A 21,557-nucleotide genomic window follows, 5' to 3' on the forward strand; every position below is an offset into this window, starting at 1 on the left:
GTGCGATTATGCGCGCTGCTCGGCTCATGTCCTTTCTACGATCCGTCTTGTTGGGCACCTTTGCCGTGCAATCTCCTGCTATGGCCCTCGACTACGACAAGGCGCATCACCTCGACGCGGAGAACCTCGCCGAACAAGGAATCGCAAAGACCTACCAAGAAGTTTTGCCCGAGCTTCGGCAATATGTGAAAAACCCAATCGCAATCGAGGAGAGCGTAGACACCTACGCGTCACGATACGCCGTGCGCGCGGCTGGCCAGGAGTTCGTGATATACGCCCCGGATAGTGTGGGCAGCGAAGACAAAAGCTGGGGCACGGCCACTTATGTCTTCTTCAAAATCATCAATGACCAACTCACCCATTCGGGCGTGCGATACTACGCGCTCAACGGTGGAAACGACCTGTTCGGCATCTTCTTGACACCATCACAGGCGGAAGACGCAAAGCGATCGCTGCCAACCCGTGCGGATTGGCCCTATCTTCCCGATCCGAAATCGCCTTGGTACGGCCAGTACCACTAGCCGGGCAGGATCACTCCGGCACATGCCTCACCGCGCCCTTGTCGGCGCTGGTGGCGAAGGCGGCGTAGGCGCGCAGCGCGGTCGTCACCTTGCGCTTGCGCTTTTCCTCGGGCTTCCAGGCCAAACCGCCCTTCGCTTCCATCGCAGCACGCCGGGCATCGAGTTCGGCATCGCTGACCGCCAGACGGATGGTGCGGTTGGGAATGTCGATCTCGATCGTATCGCCTTCCTGCACCAGTCCGATCGTGCCGCCTTCCGCGGCCTCCGGCGAGGCATGGCCGATCGACAGGCCGGAGGTGCCGCCGGAGAAGCGGCCGTCGGTGACCAGCGCGCAGGCTTTGCCCAGCCCTTTCGACTTCAAATAGCTGGTCGGATAGAGCATTTCCTGCATGCCGGGGCCGCCGCGCGGTCCTTCATAGCGGATGACGACGACATCGCCGGCCTTGATCTCGTTGGACAGGATCGCCTTCACCGAAGCGTCCTGGCTTTCGAACACCCGCGCCGGGCCGGTGAATTTCAGGATCGACTCGTCGACGCCCGCGGTCTTCACGATGCAGCCGTCGAGCGCCAGATTGCCCTTCAGCACCGCGAGCCCACCGTCCTTCGAGAACGGCGTCTCAGCCGAGCGGATGACGCCTTTCTCACGGTCGAGATCGAGCTCGTCCCAGCGGCGGTCCTGGCTGAACGCGACCTGCGTCGGCACGCCGCCCGGGGCGGCGAGGAAGAAGTCGCGCACGTTCTGGCTTGTTGTCCGGGAAATATCCCAATGGTCGAGCGCTTCGCCAAGGCTTGCTGTATGCACCGTCGGCAGGTCGCGGTTGAGCAGCCCGGCATTGTCGAGCTGGCCGAGGATGGCCATGATGCCGCCGGCGCGGTGGACGTCTTCCATATGCACGTCGGACTTGGCCGGCGCCACCTTGCAGAGCACGGGCACCCGGCGCGACAGCCGGTCGATGTCTTCCATGGTGAAGTCGACTTCACCTTCATGGGCGGCAGCCAGGATATGCAGCACGGTGTTGGTCGAGCCGCCCATGGCGATGTCGAGCGTCATGGCATTCTCGAAGGCGCCCTTCGAAGCGATGCTGCGCGGCAGTGCCGCCTCATCGTCCTGTTCGTAATAGCGCTGGGCGAGATCGACGATCAGATGGCCGGCCTCGACGAACAGCCGCTTGCGGTCGGCATGCGTAGCCAGCGTCGAGCCGTTGCCCGGCAGCGAAAGGCCAAGCGCCTCGGTCAAACAATTCATCGAATTGGCGGTGAACATGCCCGAGCAGGAGCCGCAGGTCGGGCAGGCCGAACGCTCGATGACCTTGACGTCCTCATCGGAAATCTTGTCGTCGGCGGCCGCCACCATGGCGTCGACCAGGTCGAGCGCCTGCGTCTTGCCGGCCAGCACCACCTTGCCGGCTTCCATCGGACCGCCGGAGACAAAGACGCTCGGGATGTTGAGGCGCAGCGAAGCCATCAGCATGCCAGGGGTGATCTTGTCGCAATTGGAGATGCAGACCATGGCGTCGGCGCAATGCGCATTGACCATGTATTCGACGGAATCGGCGATAAGCTCGCGCGACGGCAGCGAATAGAGCATGCCATCATGGCCCATGGCGATGCCGTCATCGACGGCAATGGTGTTGAACTCTTTCGCCACGCCGCCGGCCTTCTCGATCTCGCGCGCGACCAGCTGGCCGAGATCCTTCAGATGGACATGGCCGGGCACGAACTGGGTGAAGGAGTTGACCACAGCGATGATCGGCTTGCCGAAATCCGAATCCTTCATGCCGGTGGCGCGCCACAGGCCGCGAGCGCCGGCCATGTTGCGGCCATGGGTAGTGGTGCGGGAACGATAGGCAGGCATGGATATTCCTTAGCTGGCTGGCTGCGCCCAGTGCGGAGCGTGGCGGCGCTGAATTTGGATCGCAGGGTTTATAGACCGGCAAGTATGGTCTGGCCAGATTTTTGCAATGCGCCAGAACGCGGGGCGCAAGCCAGTTGACGAGGTTCATTCATCTGTATATAGCCAAATGGGTATATACCTCATTGGCTATGGACATGAAATGAACCAGCTGGACGCCACTTTTGCCGCGCTTGCCGATCCGACCCGGCGCGCCATCCTTGCCCGGCTCATCCAGGGGGAAGCCTCAGTGATGGAACTGGCCGAACCGTTCGCGATGAGCCAGCCGTCGATCTCCAAGCATCTGAAAGTGCTGGAAGCCGCGGGGCTGATTTCGCGCGGCCGCGACGCGCAGCGCCGGCCCTGCCGGCTGGAGGCGAGGCCGCTGGCCGAAGCCAATGACTGGCTGGAGCGCTACCGAAATATCTGGGAAGGCAATTTTCAGCGCCTCGACGCGCTGCTGGGCGCCATGCAGGCCGAAAAGGCTCCCGGCGAGGCAGACCAATAGCCGAAAGAAAATCAGAAGCCCGTGTCGGATCGTCAGTTGGCCGGACGTCCTTGGGCAAACAGACAAGCGCAGGAGGACCATCGTGAGCACCATCACCTTGCCCGGCTCGACCGTTGCGACATTGACCGTAACCACGCCGAGCGACCGTGAAGTCCAGATCACCCGCATCTTCGACGCGCCGCGGCCGATGGTGTTCGACTGCTGGACCGTGCCGGAGCTTTTGAAAGGCTGGCTGCACGGCCCCGACGGCTGGCGGCTGGCGGTCTGCGAAATCGACCTCAGAGTGGGCGGTGCCACCCGCTATGTCTGGCAGCACCGCGACGGTCGCAGCATGGGCATGAGCGGCGCCTATCGCGAGATCGTGCGGCCAAGCCGGATCGTCGCCAGCGAACTGTTCGATGAGGACTGGACCGGTGGCGAGACCGTCGGAACGGTGACCTTTGCCGAGCAGACCGGAAAGACCCTGCTGACGCAAACGGTGCTTTACGCCTCGCAGGCGGCGCGTGACGGCGCGCTCGGCACCGGCATGACCAGCGGCATGGCTGAGAGCTACGCCCAGCTCGATTCCTATCTCGCTTCCCTTCAGGACGCGGCAAAGGGCGCCGCCTGACCCTTCCATCATCCCCAAGAGAAAACGAGGAGCACGACATGCAAAAGATCACCACCTGCCTGTGGTTCGACGACCAGGCCGAAGAGGCGATGAATTTCTACGTCTCCATCTTCAAGAATTCGAAGGTGCTGAGCGTGCTGCGCTGGCCTGAGGGTCACGCAGATGCAGGCAAAGCGCTGGTGACCACGTTCGAACTCGACGGTGTGCAGTTTCAAGCGCTCAACGGCGGACCACAATTCAAGTTCAACGAGGCGATGTCACAGTCGATCGACTGCAAGACGCAGGAAGAGGTCGACTATTTCTGGGATAAGCTCATCGAAGGTGGCGGCGAACCGTCGCAATGCAGCTGGCTGAAGGACAAATTCGGCGTCTCCTGGCAGGTGGTGCCGGAGCAGCTGCCGCGCCTGCTTATGGATCCGGACCGGGCCAAGGCCGGCCGAGTGATGTCGGCAATGATGCAGATGAGCAAGATCGATATTGCGAAGATCGAAGCGGCGGCCAAAGGCTGAGTTGAAGCCTTCAGCGTCGGCGCCGCCCCTCATCCGCCCTTCGGGCACCTTCTCCCCGTGAACGGGGAGAAGGAAAAAAAGCAGCGCCTTACGCTGCTTTGTCGCGGACCTGGTAGTCCTTGATCGTGGCGAAGCGGATGGCTTTCCAGCGTTCGGCTTCGTAGTTCAGCGAGAAAGCGTGCTGAGCCAGAAACACCGGGTCGTTGTCGAGGTCACGCGCAATGTCGCCGCGATGCGCCTCGATGAAGCGAAGCGTCTCGGCCTTGTCGTCGGCGGAGATCCAGCGGCAGACCGAAAAGCGCGACATCTCGAATTCGACCGGCAGCGTGTATTCGAAATTCAGCCGTTCCTTGAGCACGTCAAGCTGCAGGGCGCCGACGACGCCGACAATGGCCGGTGAGCCATCTTCCGGCGAAAACAGCTGCACGACGCCTTCCTCGGCCATCTGGTGCAGCGCTTCCTTGAGTTTCTTGGCCTTCATCGCGTCACCGAGACGGACGCGGCGCAGGATTTCCGGAGCAAAATTCGGCACGCCGCGGAACAGGATTTCTTCGCCCTCGGTCAGCGTATCGCCGATGCGCAGCGTGCCGTGGTTGGGAATGCCGACGACATCGCCGGCAAACGCCTCGTCAGCGGTGACGCGGGTGCGGGCAAAGAAGAATTGCGGCGCCGACAGGCTCATCGGCTTGCCGGTGCGCACCAGCTTGGCCTTCATGCCGCGCTCGAGCTTGCCCGAGCAGACGCGCACGAAAGCGATGCGGTCGCGGTGGTTGGGGTCCATGTTGGCCTGGATCTTGAAGACGAAGGAGGTCATCTTCTCCTCGGTCGCTTCGACCTTGCGGGTGTCGGCCTCCTGTGCGCGCGGCGGCGGGCCGAAGGCGCCGAGCGCCTCGATCAGGTCGCGCACACCGTAATTGCGCAGCGCCGAGCCGAAATACACCGGCGTCAGGTGGCCCTCGCGGAAGGAATCGATGTCGAGCGGACGGCAGGCTTCGCGCGCGAGTTCCAGCTCCTCGATGAAGGCTTCGCGCTCGTTTTCCGGCAAAAGGCCGGCGACGCGGTTGGAATCGGGACCGTTGACCGGTGTGCGGTCTTTCTCCGCGTCGCCCTTGCGCACAGCGTTCAGCGCCAGGTGATAGGTGCCGGAAAACGTCTTGCCGCGGCCGATCGGCCAGGTGATGGGCGCGGTGTCCAGCGCCAGCTTCTGCTCGATCTCGTCGAGGATTTCGAAGGGGTCGCGGCTTTCACGGTCCATCTTGTTGATGAAGGTGATGATCGGGATGTCGCGCAGCCGGCAGACTTCGAACAGTTTTAGCGTGCGCGGCTCGATGCCCTTGGCGGCGTCGATGACCATGACGGCCGAGTCCACCGCAGACAGGGTGCGGTAGGTATCGTCGGCGAAATCTTCGTGGCCGGGCGTGTCGAGCAGGTTGAAGACATTGTCTTCATACTCGAAGGTCATCACCGAGGTGACAACCGAAATGCCGCGCTCGCGCTCGATCTTCATCCAGTCGGACCGGGTCTGGATGCGGTCCTTCTTGGCCTTGACCTCGCCGGCAAGCTGGATGGCGCCGCCGAACAGCAGCAGCTTTTCGGTGAGCGTGGTTTTGCCGGCGTCGGGGTGCGCGATGATCGCGAAAGTGCGGCGGCGCGATACCGCCTGTTCGATGTCTTCTGCCAATTTGTGGAATCCTGTCTGTGGCGCGGGCTTCTAGCAGCGCTTTCCCGGCCTGTCGACAGTTTCGGGCCAGTAGACCCTGACCGCCCTTGAGCTTGACCCGCTGCGGTGGCATCAGGGAAGCCCATTCTGAGAGGTCCGGTATGAGCAGCGCGAAAGAAATTATCGTCATCGGCGCCGGCATTATTGGCGCCTCGATCGCCTGGCACCTGACGAAGGCCGGCGTGAGGGTGACGGTGGTTTCGGAGAGTGGCGCCGGCGGCATCTCCACGCCCAATTCCTTTGCCTGGATCAACGCGAGCTGGGGCAATCCGGAAATCTATTTCCGGCTGCGCACCCGCGCCATGGCCGAATGGAAACGGCTGGCAAACGAATTGCCTGAACTGCCGCTCGCCTGGTGCGGCGGCCTTTGCTGGGATCTGCCGGCCGACAGGCTCGAGGCCTACGCGGCCGAACATTCTTCATGGGGCTACGGCATCGAGCGCGTCGACGCAAAGCGGGCGGCGCAGATCGAGCCCAATCTAGTCGAGCCGCCTGAATTCGCGGTTTATGTCGCGGGAGAAGGCGTGGCCGAACCGGTTGCGGCAGCCAAGGCGCTGCTGGCGGATGCCGAACGGCGTGGCGCGAGACTGGTTGCGGGCACAGTCGACAGGCTCGCTCTGGTCAACGGCAAGGTGAACGGCGTGATCGTTTCGGGTGAGACGATTGCCGCCGATGAGGTGGTGATCGCAGCCGGTGTCGGGGCGACCGATATTGCCGCTACCGCCGGTGTCAAGCTGCCGATCGAGACGCCGCCCGGCCTGATTGTCCATTCGCGGCCATACAAGAAGCTGCTCAACGGGCTCGTTCACGCCGAAAAGCTGCACATGCGCCAGACCGCCGAGGGCCGCGTCATCGCCGGCTCGGATTTCGCCGGCGGCGATCCCGGCGACAACCCCGACGCCACGGCGCGGGACTTGTTCGCGGCAGCGAAGGCAGCCTTGCGCGCCGCCGACGGGCTGGAGCTTGATTTCCACACCGTCGGCTACAGGCCGACGCCGATCGATGGCTTTCCGATTATCAGCCGCGCCGAAGGCATGGACGGTCTCTATATCGCGGTCATGCATTCCGGCATCACGCTGGCGCCGGCGGTTGGACTGTTCGCCACCCGCGAAATCCTCGACGGCGAGCGCGACCCGCTGCTGGCGCCCTATGGGCTGGAGCGCTTCGCTCAATAATCCGGCGGACGCTTGAAGCCGCCGGTCAGCGCTTCGATCGCCTTGGCGATACCGAGCAGCCGTGCCTCCGACCAGCGCGCGCCGACCAGTTGCAGGCCGATGGGCAGACCATCGCGGTCCTGTCCGAAGGGTATGGACAGCGCCGGGTGGCCGGAATAGTTGAAGACCGCGCCATAGGCCGGCAGCATCCAGTAGCTTTGCTCCTGGCCATCGACCTCGATCGGCGTGCCGGGTTCGCAATGCGGGAAGGCCGTGGTCATGGCGACCGGGCACAGCAAGGCATCGCAGGTTTCGAAGAAACTGTCCCAGGCGAGGATTGAGCTGTCGCGACGGGCGAGCGCCTCGAACCAGCGCGACACCGGCGTCGGGTTTTCGGGCGGTTCGGGTTGCGCAGCCTCCAGCATCATGCCGATCAACACACCGCCTTGCTCCAGATCGTCATGAAGATCGAGCTTCGGCAGCTTTGCCGGCTCGACGGTCGAACCTGCCGCCTGAAGCTGCTTCGCCAGAGAGTCGACAGCGGCAGCTATGTCGCCAGCCACTGGAAAGCCGGCAAAGGATGGTGCGGCGGCGATGCGCAGCGATTTGAGGTCGATTTTCGGCACTGCCTCGACCGGCACCGGTGCAAGGTCAGTGTCGGCACCATCCGGGCCGGCGATGATTTTGTAGATCAGCGCCAGATCATCCACGGACCGAGCCAGCGGGCCGAGGCAGGACATCAGCCGCACGCTGCGCGCGACGCCGGCGGGGTCGGGAAAGGCGCCGGCCAGGGAGACGCGGTGTTCGGTCGGCTTCAAGCCATAGACGCCGCAGAAGCTGGCCGGCAGGCGGATCGAAGCCTGCATGTCGGTGCCTACATCGAAGGGCGTCATGCCGGTTGCCACCGCTGCTGCGGCGCCGCCGCTGGAGCCACCCGATGTGCGCGCAAGATTCCACGGATTGCTGGAATGGCCGAACAGCGGATTGTCCGACTGCCAGTCGCCCAGCATGGTCGCGACATTGGTCTTGCCAATCAGAATGCCGCCGGCAGCCTTTAATCGGGCAACGACCGGGCTGTCCGCTTTTGCCACATAGTCGGCGAATGGCGGGAAGCCGACGGTGGTCTTCACGCCTGCGGTTTCGTGCATGTCCTTCAAAGTGAAAGGCACGCCATGCAGTGGGCCGAGCGCATCGCCGCGCGCCTGCGCCGCGTCGGCCTTTTTTGCGCGCTCGCAGGCGCCTTCCCGATCGAGATTGACGACTGCGTTGACCGCTTCGTTGTGCCGGTCGATCTGGGCGAGATGCGCGTCAAGTGCTTCGGCGGCGGAGATTTTTCGCGCCGCGATTGCGGCGGCGAGGTCGGTGGTCGAGGAGAAGACGGGGTCCATGACGAATGCTCCGGCAGCGACGCCTTCGCCAAATGGCAGGCGCGGCTTGAAGTGAGTTCAGCATTTCTAGGACAGAGAGCGCTTGATCGGAATTGCGCTTGCTAGGTCGATCGAAGCCGGCGCTCTACGGCGCCCCCCTCTGTCCTGCCGGACATCTCCCCCACGGGTGGGGAGATTGGCAGCGTTGCCGACGGCGCCATTCTTTCCACGTCGGCGATTGGCGAAAGCCGGCGCGACGTCCAATCTCCCCCCTCGTGGGGGAGATGTCCGGCAGGACAGAGGGGGGGCGCGAAGGAATGCAGCCTGAAGATTTATGCTTCAGCCGACCAGCGCCAGCTGCGCCGTAACCGGCGCAAACGGCCGAATCGTCATGCCATCACCAGTAATGGTAACAAAACTCGCCGGCGGGATGGCTTGCCAGTCGCCGCCTTCGCGGTCGAAGGGTTCGGAAACGATGCAACGGCCGCCATTGCGAACCGAAGTGTAGAGCGTCGGCGCGTGGGCGTCGCTCGCATAGCGCACGGCATACAACGCCCGACCATCCGAAAAGGCAGCGGTGAGTTTCAAGGCCGGCTCCAGACCGGCGCGGCGCGATGCCTCGATGACGCGGGCGGTGGCGCGCGACACTGCCCCTTGCGGGTCGCCGGTGAGACCCTCGTCGATCATAAGCAGGAAAAACAGCTCGGAATCGGTGGTGCCTTCGCGCTGGTCGAAGACGGCGTCGGAGAGCGAATTCTCCAGCGCACGACGGATTTTTTCGAAGCCGCCGATCTGGCCGTTGTGCATGAACGACCAGTTGCCGGAGATGAACGGATGGCAGTTCATGCGGCTGGTGGCACCGCCGGTCGATGCCCTCACATGGGCGAGAAACAGGCCGGATTTGATCTGCCGGCACAGGCTTTTCAGATTGGGGTCCGACCAGGCCGGAAGAATGTCGCGGTAGAGGCCGGGCTCGGGCCGGTCGCCATACCAGGCGAGACCGAAGCCGTCGCCATTGGTCGGCGACTTGGCTTCCTGGGCGCAATGGCTCTGGGCAATCAGCGAGTGACAGGGCGCGGTGACGATGTCTTCGAGGAAGACCGCTTCACCAAGATAGGCCGCCCAACGGCACATCGCTTTGACCGTTCCTTAGGCGCGATCCATAAGAGCCGACGGCTCCTCGGTCGCGTGTGAGCCTCTGTTGTGCGTCCGCTCATAGAGTTCGCGAACGATTCGGCTTGCGGTAGTCTCGAAGAGAAATGGCAAGAAAGCGTGAACGAGTGCTGCACCCGCTGCCATCGACAGGCGCGAGCAGAACCACGCGGCAAAAGCCATATGGCTGAAATAGGTCTCGCCCACCTTGGCCGGGTGAGAGGTGAAAAGCCCTGCAAGCCGTGTCGTCATGGTGATCCCTCCTGCCGGGATAAGCCCCGATGCTGGGTATCCTGCCACGGGGAAAAGGTTCATCGGTCTCAAATTGTCCTTGTCTAACGCTGTGGTTCGAGACATTCATCCCAACATGGCGCTTGAATTCGATGAAATCGACCGAAGATTGCTGGCCGAACTGCAACGCGACGGCACGCTGTCGGTCGACCAGCTCTCCGAAAAAGTGTCGCTGTCGCGCAACGCCTGCTGGCGCCGTGTGAAGCGGCTGGAGGAGGACGGCGTCATCACCGGCCGGGTGGCGCTGGTCGATGCCGACAAGCTCGGGCTCGGGCTTTCGGTGTTTATCCTGATCCGCACCTCCAACCACGATCCGGACTGGCTGCAGAAGTTTCGGGCGGCGGTGACCGGCTTTCCCGAGATCACCGGGGTCTACCGCATGTCCGGCGACCTCGACTATGTGCTGCGCGCCCGCGTCGCCGATGTGAAAGCCTATGATCGGCTCTACCAGCGGCTGATCGCCAAGGTGGCGCTGTCGGACGTCTCGGCCTCCTTCGTCATGGAAGAGATCAAGGAAACGACGGTCGTGCCCGTGGAACTGCGCTAGGCAGTATCGCTGCGTTCGAGATTGGCCGCGGCCTCTCAGCTTCGTCATCCCTGGGCGGCGCAGGAGCGAAGCTCCGTCGCGGAGACCCTGGGATCCATGCCGCGACCTTGGCCGTGGAGAGCAGCGGCGCAGAATCCTGCACCGTTGCAACGCTCATGTGCCCCGGCATGGATCCTCGGTCTGCGCCGCGTCGCTTCGCTCCTTGCTTCGCCCGTGGATGACGAACCTGGTTGTGCCTTCGCCAATCGCAAAGCACGCACGTTGGGCGGCAGGGTCATCGTGACGCCGCAAAGAAAGGCGTTGATAGCGGGGCGGGCGAGTTGACCGAATCGCCGTTCGCGCCGATAGGATCGATTTTATGCGCGCAGCCCTCCAAAATTCCTCCGTCATTGGTCCCACTGTCGGCTTCGTCAGGTTGCCGCATGGTGAAGGACTTCCCCTCCCCGCCTATGAAAGCACCGGCGCCGCCGGCATGGATTTGCGCGCCGCAGTGCCGGATGACCGGCCGCTGCTGATCCTGCCGGGAAAACGCGCCTTGGTGCCGACCGGGCTGATCCTGGAGATACCCGAGGGGATGGAAGGCCAGGTGCGGCCACGCTCCGGCCTTGCCTTCAAACACGGGCTGACCGTCCTCAATTCCCCAGGCACGGTCGACAGCGATTATCGCGGCGAGGTCAAGGTGCTGCTGGTCAATCTTGGCGACGAGGATTTCGCGGTGACGCGCGGCATGCGCATTGCCCAGATCGTCTTTGCCACGGTGACGCAGGCGACGGTCGAGGAGCGCAGCCTGGCCGGCGCAACGACGCGCGGCTCCGGCGGGTTCGGATCGACCGGCACCGCCTGAATGAGAATACCCAAACTGGTTATCTTCGACTGCGACGGGATTCTCGTCGACACCGAGAACCTTGCCAACCGGCGGCTCGCCGAGTGGCTGAGCGCGGCGGGCTATCCCACCACCTTCGAATATTGCCGCAAGCATTTCTCCGGCCGCAGCATGGTTTCGGTGCAGAAGGAGATCGAAGCGGCGACCGACGTCCGGCTCGGCGCCGATTTCGTCGATCGCTGGAACGCCGGCCTGCCGGATTTGTTCTCGCACGGCGTCGAAGCGATCCCTTATGTTCGCGACTTCATTGAAGCCGTGCGCGCGGCCGGCATCGCCTATTGCGTCGCCACGTCGGCACGCATTTCGAAGATGCACATCACGCTCGGTCAGACCGGGCTGCTGCCGTTGTTCGAGCATGCGATGTTTTCCGCAACCATGGTCAGCCGCGGCAAGCCTTTTCCGGACCTGTTCCTGCATGCGGCAAAGACCATGGGTTTTGCGCCCGCCGACTGCATCGTCATCGAAGACAGCGTTGCCGGAACACAGGCCGGCATTGCTGCCGGCATGCGCGTCTACTCCTATCATGGCGACCCCTATTCCGACCGCGATGGGCTGACCGACGCCGGCGGCATATTGTTCGACGACATGCGCGAACTGGCAGGGCTGGTGCCGATCCTCTGACCTGATTTCATACGGGCTGCACAGACCAATCGTCCGTGCTAGCTTCCGCGCGCTCTACAGCCAGAGGCGGCCCCCGCTTATGAGATCCATTCCGTTTCGCCTCGCCCTAGCGCTCGTGCTGCTGCCGTGGCTGTGGACCTCAGCCGGCGCACAGGCCGTCAGCTTTTCCGGAGTTCGGCAGCACCATCCGCGGCCACACGGATGTGACCTATCTCGACCTCGCCAGGATGGTCATTCCCGACCTCGCGGGCGACGGTGACGGCTTCTACAAGGGCGGGTTGCCGATCGAGATGCGCCATATCGAGGGACCGGATGGCGGCGGTTCGCCACCCGATACATCGGGCCTCTCCAACGCCGGCGTTCTAGCCGTCAAGGCCGGCGACAAGGACCGGCTGGCGATGCTTTACGATCTCGGCGACTCGCCCGATAGCGCCGAGGGCTATGCGGTGCTCGCGCTGTACGACATCACCGAAAAGCCTAAGCTACTCGACGCCGTCAATGTAGCGGTCGACCGCAGTACCTATTTCCGCGAGCCGGGCAAACTTCCCGTCAGCGCCGGCGACGATGTCCTCGTCACCATGAGCACGCATTTCAATTCAAGCCAGGGCTATGTGATCACGCCGCTGATCATGGTGCGCGACGACAAGTTCGAACTGATCGACATGATCTACACGTTCGACGAGAACCTCTGCGCCTACAGCCGCAAGCAGGATGTGGCTTTCCAGACGATCGCTGACGACCGGCCTTATGCTGCGATCAAGGTGACTGTGACCGATGCCACAGTGCCGAGCGGTGAAAGTTGCGACGAGCAACCGCCCAAGCCTGAATCTCACGCGATTTCCGTCACCTATCACTGGGACGAGAAGGCGTCGCATTACGTCAAGGATTCCGACGCGCTGGACAAATTGGCAGGAGAGAACGCCAAACGCTTCTGAGCCAACCGCATTCGTTTGCCCGGTGCAAATCGGCACGATAGAATCCGCAGACATTTCCGCACATGAAGGGAAGCACCATGGACAAGGGCAAGATCTTTCGCGACCTGCACGCCTCGACGTTCGTCATGCCCAATCCATGGGACGTCGGCACGACCAAGCTTCTGGCGTCCTTCGGCTTCAAGGCGCTGGCGACAACCAGCGCCGGCTTTGCCTTTTCGCGCGGCCTGCCCGATGGCGCTGTGACGTTCGAGGCGATGATCCACCATTGCCGCGAGCTGACGGCGGCAACCAGCCTGCCGGTCTCGGCCGATCTCGAGAAGGGCAAGGGCGACAGTGCGACGAGTGCCGCCGAGACGGTTTTTGCGGCCGAAGCGGCAGGTCTCGCCGGCTGCTCGATCGAGGACCATACCGGCGATCCGGACAAGCCGATCTACGATTTTGCGCATGCCGTCGAGCGCGTCGCCGCGGCAGCGGAGGCGGCGCGGGCGCTCAAGCACGATTTCGTCTTCACCGCACGGGCCGAGAATTTCCTGTGGGGCAAGCCGGACCTCGACGACACGATAAAGCGGCTGCAGGCCTTCGAGAAGGCCGGTGCGGACGTCCTCTATGCACCTGGCCTCAACGATGTCGAAACGATCCAGAAAGTCTGCTCGGCGGTGAGCAGGCCGGTCAATGTCATGGCGCTGCCGGGTTTCACCATCGCCGACCTCGCCATGGCCGGGGTCAAGCGCATCTCGCTCGGCCCGTGGCTGACCAATTTCGCCTTCGGCATGCTGGAGACGGCGGCGCGCGAAATCCAGCAGGACGGCACGTTCGGCTTCACCCGCGCCGCCATGCCGTTCGGCAAGCTGCAGGCGCTGTTTTCCAAATCCTCAGCCTAAGGGGTCCAGCGCATGACACTCACCGTCGTCGACATGCACACCGGCGGCGAGCCGCTCAGGATCGTCACCGGCGGTTATCCTGAGATCCCCAAGGGTACGATCCTGGAGAAGCGCGCCTATGTGCGCGACCATCTCGACCATTTGCGCAAGCTGCTGATCTTCGAGCCGCGCGGCCATTACGACATGTATGGCGCGCTGCTGGTGGAGCCCGATCTGCCGGGCGCCGACCTCGCCGTGCTGTTCATGCACAATGAGGGCTATTCGACCATGTGCGGCCACGCCATCATCGCGCTTGGCCGCTATGCCGTTGACGAAGGTCTGGTGGCGAAACAGGAGCCAATAACAACCGTCAACATCGAGGCGCTGTGCGGTCTGGTTGTCGCTTCGGTGGAGGTCAGGGACGGTAAAGCGGGCTCGGTGTCGTTCGAGAGCGTGCCGGCGTTCCTGTTTGCCCGCGACCAACAGATCGAATTGACGGGATACGGCAAGATTGCCTTCGACATTGCCTATGGCGGCGCCTTCTATGCGCTGGCCGACTGCCATCAGTTCGGCCTGGAATTCGGCCGCAGCCGCGTGCGCGATTTCGTCGACGCGGCAACCGCGCTGACCGAGCGGCTGAAGGCGGAGTTCCCGCTTTCACATCCCGACCATGCCGATCTCGCTTTTCTTTACGGCACCATCCTGACTGACGGACGGGATGGATTTTCCGGCGAGGCGACGAAGAACATCTGCGTCTTTGCCGATGCCGAGGTCGACCGTTCGCCGACCGGCTCCGGTGTCACCGCGCGGCTGGCGGCGATGTATGCCAAGGGCGGGATCGACCTTGGTCAGGAGCGGACTTTCGAAAGCATCGCCGGCTCGCGCTTCTCCGGCGCGGTGGCGCGCACGACCATGGCTGGCGCGCATGATGCGATCATCGCCCGCGTCGGTGGCCGCGCCTACTATTCGGGCCGGGCAGAGTTCACCGTCGAGCCGGATGACGAATTGGGACGCGGTTTTCTTCTGCGTTGAAAGGCCTATCTCCTGGCGCTCTCCCGCGCGCCGATCGCCTTGTGCAGATGGACCATCATGGCGGCGGCGAAGAGCGGCGTCAAAAGGTTGAGCAGCGGTACGGCGAGGAAGGCGGCGATGAGCAGGCCGGCCAGGAACACAGTGCCGGCATATTTCCTGCGCAACGCCCTTGCCTCGTCCTCCGGGCGAAAGCGCATGGCGGCGAATTCGAAGAATTCGCGCCCGAGCAGATAGCCGTTGACGATGAAGAAGGCGGCGATGTTGACGCCCGGAACCAGCAGAAGCAGCAGGGCGACGATGTTGCCCAGGATGACGACGCCGAAGAATTTCACCGACAGCACCAGCGAGCGTAGCGCCGGCATGGCGCGTCCGACCGGATCGGCGGGATAGTCGGTGCGCTCGACCACTTCGGCGACATCATCGAGGAAGAGGCCGGCGATGATCGCCGTAACCGGTGCGATCAGCAGCGCCATCCCGAAGGCAAGAGCGATTGCCGCGATGATGCCACTCAGCCATCCGGCCCAGGATGGCAGGCCGGGCAACAGCGAGTGAACCCATGGCAGTGCCAGCCAATCGACAAGACCGGTCAGGGCGAACCACAGAGCAACCAGCGCCAGCACGGTCAAGCCCAGCGTCTTCAGGAAAACCAAGCGGAATTCGGGAGAGAACAGCCGGCTGAAGGCGGCGCGGGCAGCGTTGGAGATCACGGCGTTTCCACCCCCGGGGGAACAAACTGATATCTCCGACATAGGCGGAGACCCGGCCAGTCGCAAGCCTCCTGGAGCGGACGCAATTCCGGACGGAACTGGAGCAATTCCAGGAAAAGTGTGAACGGTTTTCCGTCCGGAATTGCGTCAAAACAATGAGATAGAGCGGTTCACCGTTTCCGTGAACGGTGAGCCGCTCTAGCGCGCCAGCACGCGCGAGCGGGCGGGAATGGTCATCGCCGCGACGCCTGCGACGACGCAGCCCATGCCCCAGAACGCCGTCGGTCCAAGGCTTTCGCCGAGGAACAGGACACCGATGCCGACGCCGATCGGCACGCGCAGATAGGCCTGCGAGGTGGTGCCGACCGAACCCAGCGTGTGAATGAGGCGGAAGAAGATGCAGAAGGCCAGCGCCGTCGAAAACACCGACAAGGCCAGCAAGGCCAGCATCGAAGCCGTCGACGGCGACAGCGTCCAGGGGCGGTCGAAAACCAGGCTCAAGGGGACGAGAATGACCGCGCCGCACAGCATCGAGCCGGCGGCCGGCAGCATCGGGTCGAGTCCCCGAAAGCCGCGGCCGAAAATGGCGGCACCGGCATAGCAGACGGTGGCAGCGACAACGGCAAGCTGCGCCCACAATTGATGGCCGAGCCCGCCAAGCGCTTGGGTGCCGACGATCAGGCAAATGCCCGCAATGCCCGCGCCGACGCCGAACACCTTGCGCAGCGTCACCGGCTCGTGGCGGGTGATCAGCGCCGTCAGCAGAAAGGTGAAGATCGGCGAGGTCGCGTTGAGGATGGTGGCAAGGCCGGCATCGATGGAGCGTTCGGCGGCGGCAATGAGCGTGAACGGCACGACGCTGTTCAGGCAGGCCTGGAACATGAACCGGCGCCAGGTCACCGCATCCCGCGGCATGGCGAGGCCGCGCCAGCGGATGAACGCCAGCAGGATGCCGCCGGCGATCAAAGTCCGCCCTGCGATGAAGGTCACCGGCGGGATCGTCTCGACGCCGACCTTGATGAAGGAGTAGGACGCACCCCACAGCACAGCCAGCACGCCGAGCAGGGCCAGTTCGGTGGTCATGTCGGGCTTTGCGGGCATTGCTCGTTCGCACTTTCACAATTGATCGGACCCGCTTCTAGCTCACGGCGAGGCGGAAATGTTTCGATCGCGATGCAACCATAGCCGTCATCGTCGCGCCCGATATGGGCCAGTTCGATGCGATGGCTGCAGCAGCCCCAAGCATCGCAGCCGACAAGAAGCCGGCTTGGCGGAAGGCGATGCCGATTTTCGGGGTAGGCAAAGCGGCTCCGACTCGCTAGACCCGCGCCCGGCCGGCGTGGCAGAAAGCCGGCAGGTTCCAAGGCGGAGACATTGATGCCGGATTATGACGTGCTTTGCATCGGCAATGCCATTGTCGACATCATCGCCCAGTGCGACGACGCTTTTCTCGAAACCAACGGCATCATCAAGGGTGCGATGAACCTCATCGACACCAAGCGCGCCGAGCTGCTCTACAGCCGCATGGGCCCGGCGATCGAAGCGTCCGGCGGCAGCGCCGGCAACACGGCGGCGGGCGTCGCCAGCTTCGGCGGCCGCGCCGCCTTCTTCGGCAAGGTTTCGAACGATCCGCTCGGCGATATCTATGCCCACGACATCCATGCCCAGGGCGTTGCCTTCGACACCAAGCCGCTCGAAGGCCAGCCGCCGACGGCGCGCTCGATGATCTTCGTCACCCCCGACGGCGAGCGTTCGATGAACACCTATCTCGGCGCCTGCGTCGAACTCGGCCCGGAAGACGTCGAGGCCGACAAGGCATCCGGCGCCAAGGTGACCTATTTCGAGGGCTATCTGTGGGACCCGCCGCGCGCCAAGGAGGCGATCCGGCAGACGGCGAAGCTCGCACACGAGTCCGGACGCGAAGTGTCGATGACGCTGTCGGATTCGTTTTGCGTCGACCGCTACCGCGACGAATTCCTCGAGCTGATGCGCTCCGGCACTGTCGACATCGTCTTTGCCAACAGCCACGAGATCAAGTCGCTCTACCAGACCAAATCCTTCGACGAGGCGCTGGAGGCTATCCGCAAGGACTGCAAGATTGCCGCCGTCACCCGCTCTGAAAAGGGCTCGGTGATCGTGCGCGGTGACGAGACCGTCACCATTCAAGCGACGACGATCCGCGAACTGGTCGACACCACCGGCGCCGGCGACCTCTATGCCGCCGGCTTCCTCTACGGCTACACGACGGGACGCAGCCTGAAGGATTGCGGCGATCTCGGCTCGCTGGCCGCCGGGCTGGTGATCCAGCAGCTCGGGCCGCGACCGCGGCAGAACCTGCGCAGCGCTGCCCAACTGGCAGGGCTGCTGTAGTCCCGCTTGCGTCACCCCTGACGAGGCGTCAAACGACGCCATCTGTCGTGCGCCTGTCATGGAGCACACCTACACGCAAAGTAGGGCGTTCCGCGGCTGACATTCGGGACGCCGGAAGTCAGTTGGGGTGTCCAAATGCAAGACAGCTACCTCTCGGGTCGCTGCGTCTGTTGCCGCTGCGCTTTCAGCTCTCCGCTATAGCCGTTCAACGAACCGGCCACAGCCTGGGAGGAGCGTGCGTGGCCAGCAAGACAGATGTATGACCAGATTTCAGAACCCGACGGACGGAATCTCGCAGGAGGCCCTGGCAGGCCTCGTGGCCGAGGCGGTGCAGCAGGCTCTGGTCCAGCACGGCATGGCCATGGACCCGCAGGCATTGGCTTCGGCCGGTGCCATTGCCGGCAGCGTCGCCGCCGCCCTGACCTTCCTTTCGCAGACACAGCGGCTCGCCATCGAGACCTTCAGAGGCGAATGGACTGCGCTCGCCACCGAATTCGTCCAGTCGATGGCGGAAAAGGCGACGCGCCAAGGCACGACGACCCGCAATGTTGCCGTGGTTAACGAGCCGGCTCCCGCAGACGATTCAGACAAGCCCGCCTCTCTCCTGCCCAGGGAGCGGATGCTTCAGTCGATGCTGATCGAGGACTGGGCCGGCGAGGTCGCCGGGTCGACCTATCTGGAGGAGAAGTTCCGCATCCCGCGCTCGACGCTGCATCGTTGGCAAAGGCGCAACGAGGTCATTGCGCTGCGCAAGGGCGGCCGCAAGCATGTCTTCCCGCTGGCGCAGTTCGTCGACGGCAGGCCGGCTGCCGGGATCAACGATGTGCTGTCGGCGATCGCAAATCCAAGGCTTGCCTGGTTCTGGCTAAACCGCGCCGCGCCGGAACTTGGCGGCCGCGTTCCGATCGAGATGCTTAAGCACGACATGGTGCAGGAAGTCGTTCTGGCCGCACGCGGATTTGCGACGACCTGATTTTCCACCTCGATCGAGAACGATCGGCTGTTCGTGCCTTTGGCACTACTAAGCCAGGTAAATAGATTTCACAAAACAGTCATAATCGAATTCGAACCGCGTTATTTGCCATATATCCTCATATATCCCCGTCTCTTATGTACAGCTTGTGCCATTTGTGCCATATTGTCAAATATATGACGTGATAATTGCGCAACAATACTTTTCGAAGAGTCCAAAAGCTGCGTTTCAGACACAATCTCTGTTGATCGCCGCCGCTGCTTAGGCCATGTCGAAGGCGAGAGCACGGCGCGATGCGCGGCTTTCAGTATGGGGTGTATCGGCAGGCCTTAGAGTCATGTCCGACCTGATTTTGAACCTTTGACTGGAGATTCAAGAAAATGAACATCAAGAGCCTTCTTCTCGGCTCCGCCGCGGCCCTGATCGCGGTCTCGGGCGCGCGCGCCGCCGACGCGGTCGTCGTCGCCGAGCCGGAACCGGCCGAATACGTCAAGATCTGCGATGTCTACGGCGCTGGCTATTTCTACATCCCCGGCACCGAAACCTGCCTGCGCATCGGCGGCTACATCCGCTATGACGCCGGTGTCGGCGATGTCGGCTCGTTCGATGGTGTCAATAACGTACCGGACCATCAGGACGGCGACAGCCAGGACACCTTCTACAAGAACGCCCGCTTCACGCTGAGGACCTGGACCGGCCAGGAAACCGAACTCGGCACCTTGAAGACCTTCACCGAGACCCGCTTCAATTTCGGCAACAGCAGCGGCGACTATCTCAACCAAGCGGCTTCCAATGCGAACGACTGGCAGGGTCGTAACAAGTCGCTGTCGCTGCGCTATGCTTGGATTCAGCTCGGTGGCCTGCGCGTCGGTAAGGACGACACGGCTTTCGATACGTTCATCGGCTACGCCGGCAGCGTTATCCAGGATACGCTTGTTCCCTACGGTGGGCAGGAGAGCAACGTCGTTCAGTACTACTTCGACGCAGGCAACGGCTTCTCCGCTGTGGTCTCTCTCGAAGAAGGCGCTGGCGCGGTTGGCACCATTGACAGCTATGTTCCGCATGTCGTCGGCGGCGTGAAGTACAAGGGCGACTGGGGTGCGGTCACGGGCGTCGTCGCCTATGACAGCAACTACGAGGAAGTGGCGGGCAAGGTCCGTTTGGACGTCAATGTCAGCAAGGAGTTCTCGCTCTTCGTGATGGGCGGCTACGGTACGGACGACAACCTCACCGACAATGCTGGCAACGCCATCGACGCCAGCGGTCGCGGCTTCTACAAGCAGTGGGGTGGCAACTGGGCAATCTGGGGTGGCGGCACCTACAAGTTCAACGAAAAGACTGCGTTCAACGCCCAGGTCTCTTACGACGACTGGAAGAACCTCGGCGTCGCCGCTAACGTTGCCTATACCGTCGTGCCTGGCTTTACCGTCACGGCTGAAGTCGATTACCTCAATGCCGGAAAATTCGGCGACGCTGACTTCAACAACTGGACCAAGGCCAACAAGAAGAGCAGCCTTGGCGGCATCCTCCGCTTCCAGCGCTCGTTCTGATCGATCCGATCCATCTTGAAAAAGGCCCGCAGCGCACGCTGCGGGCCTTTTTCATTCGAGCACCGGGCGTTGCTGTGTCGTCGCGATGAGCGCTTCGCTCAGGCGGACTGGCGAAGCTCGCCGGCTTCGGACCCCAAAGCGTCGGTGGTGACCAGCCGGTCACGACCGTTTTTCTTGCCGATGTACATGAGCCGGTCGGCGAGCGCGACCAGCGCGTCCGGATCGGCAGCCTCCGTCGGATAGATCGCAACGCCGACGGTGCAGCCGACATGGATGTCGCCACCCGGAGCGGGAACCTTGATGCGCAGCCGCTCCAGCACGCGCTCCGCCACGCGCACGGCCTTCTCCCTGGCCTGCTCCGCGTTCCCCGAAAACAGGAAGGCAAACTCGTCACCGCCGAGCCGCGCCACGAAATCGGCGCTGCGCAGGATGGTGCGCAGCTTGTCCGATACGCGCTGCAGCAGCGCATCGCCAGCCTCGTGGCCGAGCGTGTCGTTGACCTGCTTGAACCGGTCGAGGTCGATGAACAGAAGACCGGCTGCATCGCCGGTGCCGGCGCAACGGTCGATCACCGATTTGAGTTCGTTGTGGAAGGCGCGCCGGTTCGGCAGGTCGGTCAGCAGATCGTGGTTGGCCGAATGATCGCTCTGTTGCTTGGCCAGCTCGATCTCGCGCTTTTGCGCCGACAGCTCCTCGTTGGCGGCCTTGAGGTCGAGCAGCAGCTGGGCATTGAGGTCTTCGACGACCTTGCGGTCGCTGATGTCAACGACGAAACCCTCTAGGAATTCGAGCTCGCCGGCGTCATCCCAGACGCCACCGCCGATCTCGCGGACCCAGAGCGGTTCGCCGACCTGGGGCACGATGCGGTAGTCGACATTCCAGTTGCAGCGCGCCTCGATCGCCCGATCGACGGCGTTATAGACAACCGCGAGGTCATCCGGGTGGATGGCCGAGACGTAGTCGCGTACCGCATTGTGGATGAAGTCACTCGGCCGATAGCCGCTGACAGTGAAAATGCCGTCGCTGATGTAGAGCATGGTATAGGACGCATCGTTACGGCAACGGTACAGATAACCATCCATGCGGCCGGTGATGCTGAGCAGCGCATCCAGCCGCTCGTCGTGGTAGACCCCCTGGCCGACCCCGGATATCGAAACCCCATGATGCTTCATGCCCGCACCCCCAGTTCGCGGTCTGAGCGCGCCGCAGATGCCGTTACGGCAAGTCGGCAAGAGGCTTCCTATATCAGCTGAATATTATCAATCTCTTATGGGCTGAAATTCAACGCGGACGGGCCACGTGGCTCCTATGACTGCTCCCACGGCCGAACCCCGAATCCGGGCCATTGGAGTGATT

The 21,557-nt window shown here is 63.0% G+C and carries 22 protein-coding genes; 14 read left to right on the plus strand and 8 right to left on the minus strand.

The window, feature by feature from the left end; genetic code table 11:
- Positions 1-50 precede the first annotated feature (50 nt).
- On the plus strand, positions 51-521 hold the full coding sequence (locus tag H0241_RS05630) for a hypothetical protein (protein ID WP_181056426.1): 471 nt from the start codon (positions 51-53) through the stop codon (positions 519-521).
- Positions 522-531: 10 nt separating this feature from the next.
- Here the strand turns inward: H0241_RS05630 and ilvD are convergent, their stop codons facing one another.
- A complete protein-coding gene (ilvD, locus tag H0241_RS05635) occupies positions 532-2,376 on the minus strand; it encodes a dihydroxy-acid dehydratase (protein ID WP_181056427.1) in 1,845 nt (614 codons plus the stop codon).
- Between the two features lie 199 nt (positions 2,377-2,575).
- Here ilvD and H0241_RS05640 point away from each other — a divergent pair, with 199 nt between their 5' ends.
- The 3 genes from H0241_RS05640 to H0241_RS05650 all read left to right on the plus strand — a co-directional run bounded on the left by H0241_RS05640 (position 2,576) and on the right by H0241_RS05650 (position 4,039).
- Positions 2,576-2,920 (plus strand): ArsR/SmtB family transcription factor, encoded by a 345-nt coding sequence (locus H0241_RS05640; RefSeq protein ID WP_181056428.1) that lies wholly within the window; start codon positions 2,576-2,578, stop codon positions 2,918-2,920.
- 82 nt (positions 2,921-3,002) lie between these two features.
- Positions 3,003-3,530, plus strand: coding sequence for an SRPBCC family protein (locus H0241_RS05645; protein ID WP_328824623.1), 528 nt, complete (start codon positions 3,003-3,005; stop codon positions 3,528-3,530).
- A gap of 38 nt (positions 3,531-3,568) precedes the next feature.
- Complete coding sequence (locus tag H0241_RS05650) at positions 3,569-4,039, plus strand: VOC family protein (RefSeq protein WP_181056429.1); 471 nt, start codon at positions 3,569-3,571, stop codon at positions 4,037-4,039.
- An 88-nt stretch (positions 4,040-4,127) separates the two neighbouring features.
- Here the strand turns inward: H0241_RS05650 and H0241_RS05655 are convergent, their stop codons facing one another.
- Entirely contained in the window at positions 4,128-5,720 is a 1,593-nt protein-coding gene (locus H0241_RS05655) for a peptide chain release factor 3 (protein ID WP_181056430.1), read from the minus strand.
- 140 nt (positions 5,721-5,860) lie between these two features.
- On the opposite strand from H0241_RS05655, the gene H0241_RS05660 reads away from it, so the two are divergent.
- The gene (locus tag H0241_RS05660; RefSeq protein ID WP_181056431.1) at positions 5,861-6,934 is read left to right on the plus strand and encodes an NAD(P)/FAD-dependent oxidoreductase; all 1,074 of its coding nucleotides are present in this window, start codon (positions 5,861-5,863) and stop codon (positions 6,932-6,934) included.
- On the opposite strand, the gene H0241_RS05665 is transcribed toward H0241_RS05660, so the two are convergent.
- The 3 genes from H0241_RS05665 to H0241_RS05675 form a co-directional block, all read right to left on the minus strand.
- Entirely contained in the window at positions 6,928-8,301 is a 1,374-nt protein-coding gene (locus tag H0241_RS05665) for an amidase (RefSeq protein ID WP_181056432.1), read from the minus strand. The two genes, H0241_RS05660 and H0241_RS05665, sit on opposite strands and share 7 nt — an antisense overlap.
- A gap of 318 nt (positions 8,302-8,619) precedes the next feature.
- The gene (locus H0241_RS05670; RefSeq protein ID WP_181056433.1) at positions 8,620-9,414 is read right to left on the minus strand and encodes a class II glutamine amidotransferase; all 795 of its coding nucleotides are present in this window, start codon (positions 9,412-9,414) and stop codon (positions 8,620-8,622) included.
- A 15-nt stretch (positions 9,415-9,429) separates the two neighbouring features.
- Complete coding sequence (locus tag H0241_RS05675) at positions 9,430-9,684, minus strand: DUF6356 family protein (RefSeq protein ID WP_181056434.1); 255 nt, start codon at positions 9,682-9,684, stop codon at positions 9,430-9,432.
- Between the two features lie 115 nt (positions 9,685-9,799).
- Here H0241_RS05675 and H0241_RS05680 point away from each other — a divergent pair, with 115 nt between their 5' ends.
- The 6 genes from H0241_RS05680 (at position 9,800) to H0241_RS05705 (ending at position 14,601) form a co-directional block, all read left to right on the plus strand.
- Positions 9,800-10,270, plus strand: a complete 471-nt coding sequence (locus tag H0241_RS05680; RefSeq protein WP_181056435.1) for an Lrp/AsnC family transcriptional regulator — start codon at positions 9,800-9,802, stop codon at positions 10,268-10,270.
- Positions 10,271-10,628: 358 nt separating this feature from the next.
- Positions 10,629-11,114 carry a dUTP diphosphatase gene (gene dut, locus H0241_RS05685; protein ID WP_181056436.1) on the plus strand — a complete coding sequence of 162 codons (486 nt, stop codon included), beginning with the start codon at positions 10,629-10,631 and terminating at the stop codon, positions 11,112-11,114.
- Positions 11,115-11,774, plus strand: coding sequence for an HAD family hydrolase (locus H0241_RS05690; RefSeq protein WP_181056437.1), 660 nt, complete (start codon positions 11,115-11,117; stop codon positions 11,772-11,774).
- 203 nt (positions 11,775-11,977) lie between these two features.
- Positions 11,978-12,709, plus strand: a complete 732-nt coding sequence (locus H0241_RS05695; RefSeq protein WP_235984018.1) for a hypothetical protein — start codon at positions 11,978-11,980, stop codon at positions 12,707-12,709.
- Between the two features lie 77 nt (positions 12,710-12,786).
- Positions 12,787-13,590, plus strand: a complete 804-nt coding sequence (locus H0241_RS05700; RefSeq protein ID WP_181056438.1) for an isocitrate lyase/PEP mutase family protein — start codon at positions 12,787-12,789, stop codon at positions 13,588-13,590.
- Positions 13,591-13,602: 12 nt separating this feature from the next.
- Complete coding sequence (locus H0241_RS05705; RefSeq protein WP_181056439.1) at positions 13,603-14,601, plus strand: proline racemase family protein; 999 nt, start codon at positions 13,603-13,605, stop codon at positions 14,599-14,601.
- A gap of 5 nt (positions 14,602-14,606) precedes the next feature.
- Here the strand turns inward: H0241_RS05705 and H0241_RS05710 are convergent, their stop codons facing one another.
- Together H0241_RS05710 and H0241_RS05715 are read right to left on the minus strand one after the other, a co-directional pair.
- Positions 14,607-15,308 (minus strand): sulfate transporter family protein, encoded by a 702-nt coding sequence (locus H0241_RS05710; protein ID WP_181056440.1) that lies wholly within the window; start codon positions 15,306-15,308, stop codon positions 14,607-14,609.
- 198 nt (positions 15,309-15,506) lie between these two features.
- A complete protein-coding gene (locus tag H0241_RS05715) occupies positions 15,507-16,409 on the minus strand; it encodes a DMT family transporter (RefSeq protein ID WP_181056441.1) in 903 nt (300 codons plus the stop codon).
- Positions 16,410-16,685: 276 nt separating this feature from the next.
- On the opposite strand from H0241_RS05715, the gene H0241_RS05720 reads away from it, so the two are divergent.
- The 3 genes from H0241_RS05720 to H0241_RS05730 all read left to right on the plus strand — a co-directional run bounded on the left by H0241_RS05720 (position 16,686) and on the right by H0241_RS05730 (position 20,201).
- The gene (locus H0241_RS05720; protein WP_181056442.1) at positions 16,686-17,678 is read left to right on the plus strand and encodes an adenosine kinase; all 993 of its coding nucleotides are present in this window, start codon (positions 16,686-16,688) and stop codon (positions 17,676-17,678) included.
- 259 nt (positions 17,679-17,937) lie between these two features.
- Positions 17,938-18,651, plus strand: coding sequence for an antitoxin Xre/MbcA/ParS-like domain-containing protein (locus tag H0241_RS05725; protein ID WP_181056443.1), 714 nt, complete (start codon positions 17,938-17,940; stop codon positions 18,649-18,651).
- Between the two features lie 380 nt (positions 18,652-19,031).
- Positions 19,032-20,201, plus strand: a complete 1,170-nt coding sequence (locus H0241_RS05730; RefSeq protein WP_181056444.1) for a porin — start codon at positions 19,032-19,034, stop codon at positions 20,199-20,201.
- Positions 20,202-20,299: 98 nt separating this feature from the next.
- Here H0241_RS05730 and H0241_RS05735 read toward each other — a convergent pair whose 3' ends face one another.
- On the minus strand, positions 20,300-21,373 hold the full coding sequence (locus tag H0241_RS05735) for a sensor domain-containing diguanylate cyclase (RefSeq protein WP_181056445.1): 1,074 nt from the start codon (positions 21,371-21,373) through the stop codon (positions 20,300-20,302).
- Positions 21,374-21,557 lie beyond the last annotated feature (184 nt).

The sequence above is a fragment of the Mesorhizobium neociceri genome, from assembly GCF_013520985.1.
Lineage (GTDB): Bacteria > Pseudomonadota > Alphaproteobacteria > Rhizobiales > Rhizobiaceae > Mesorhizobium > Mesorhizobium neociceri.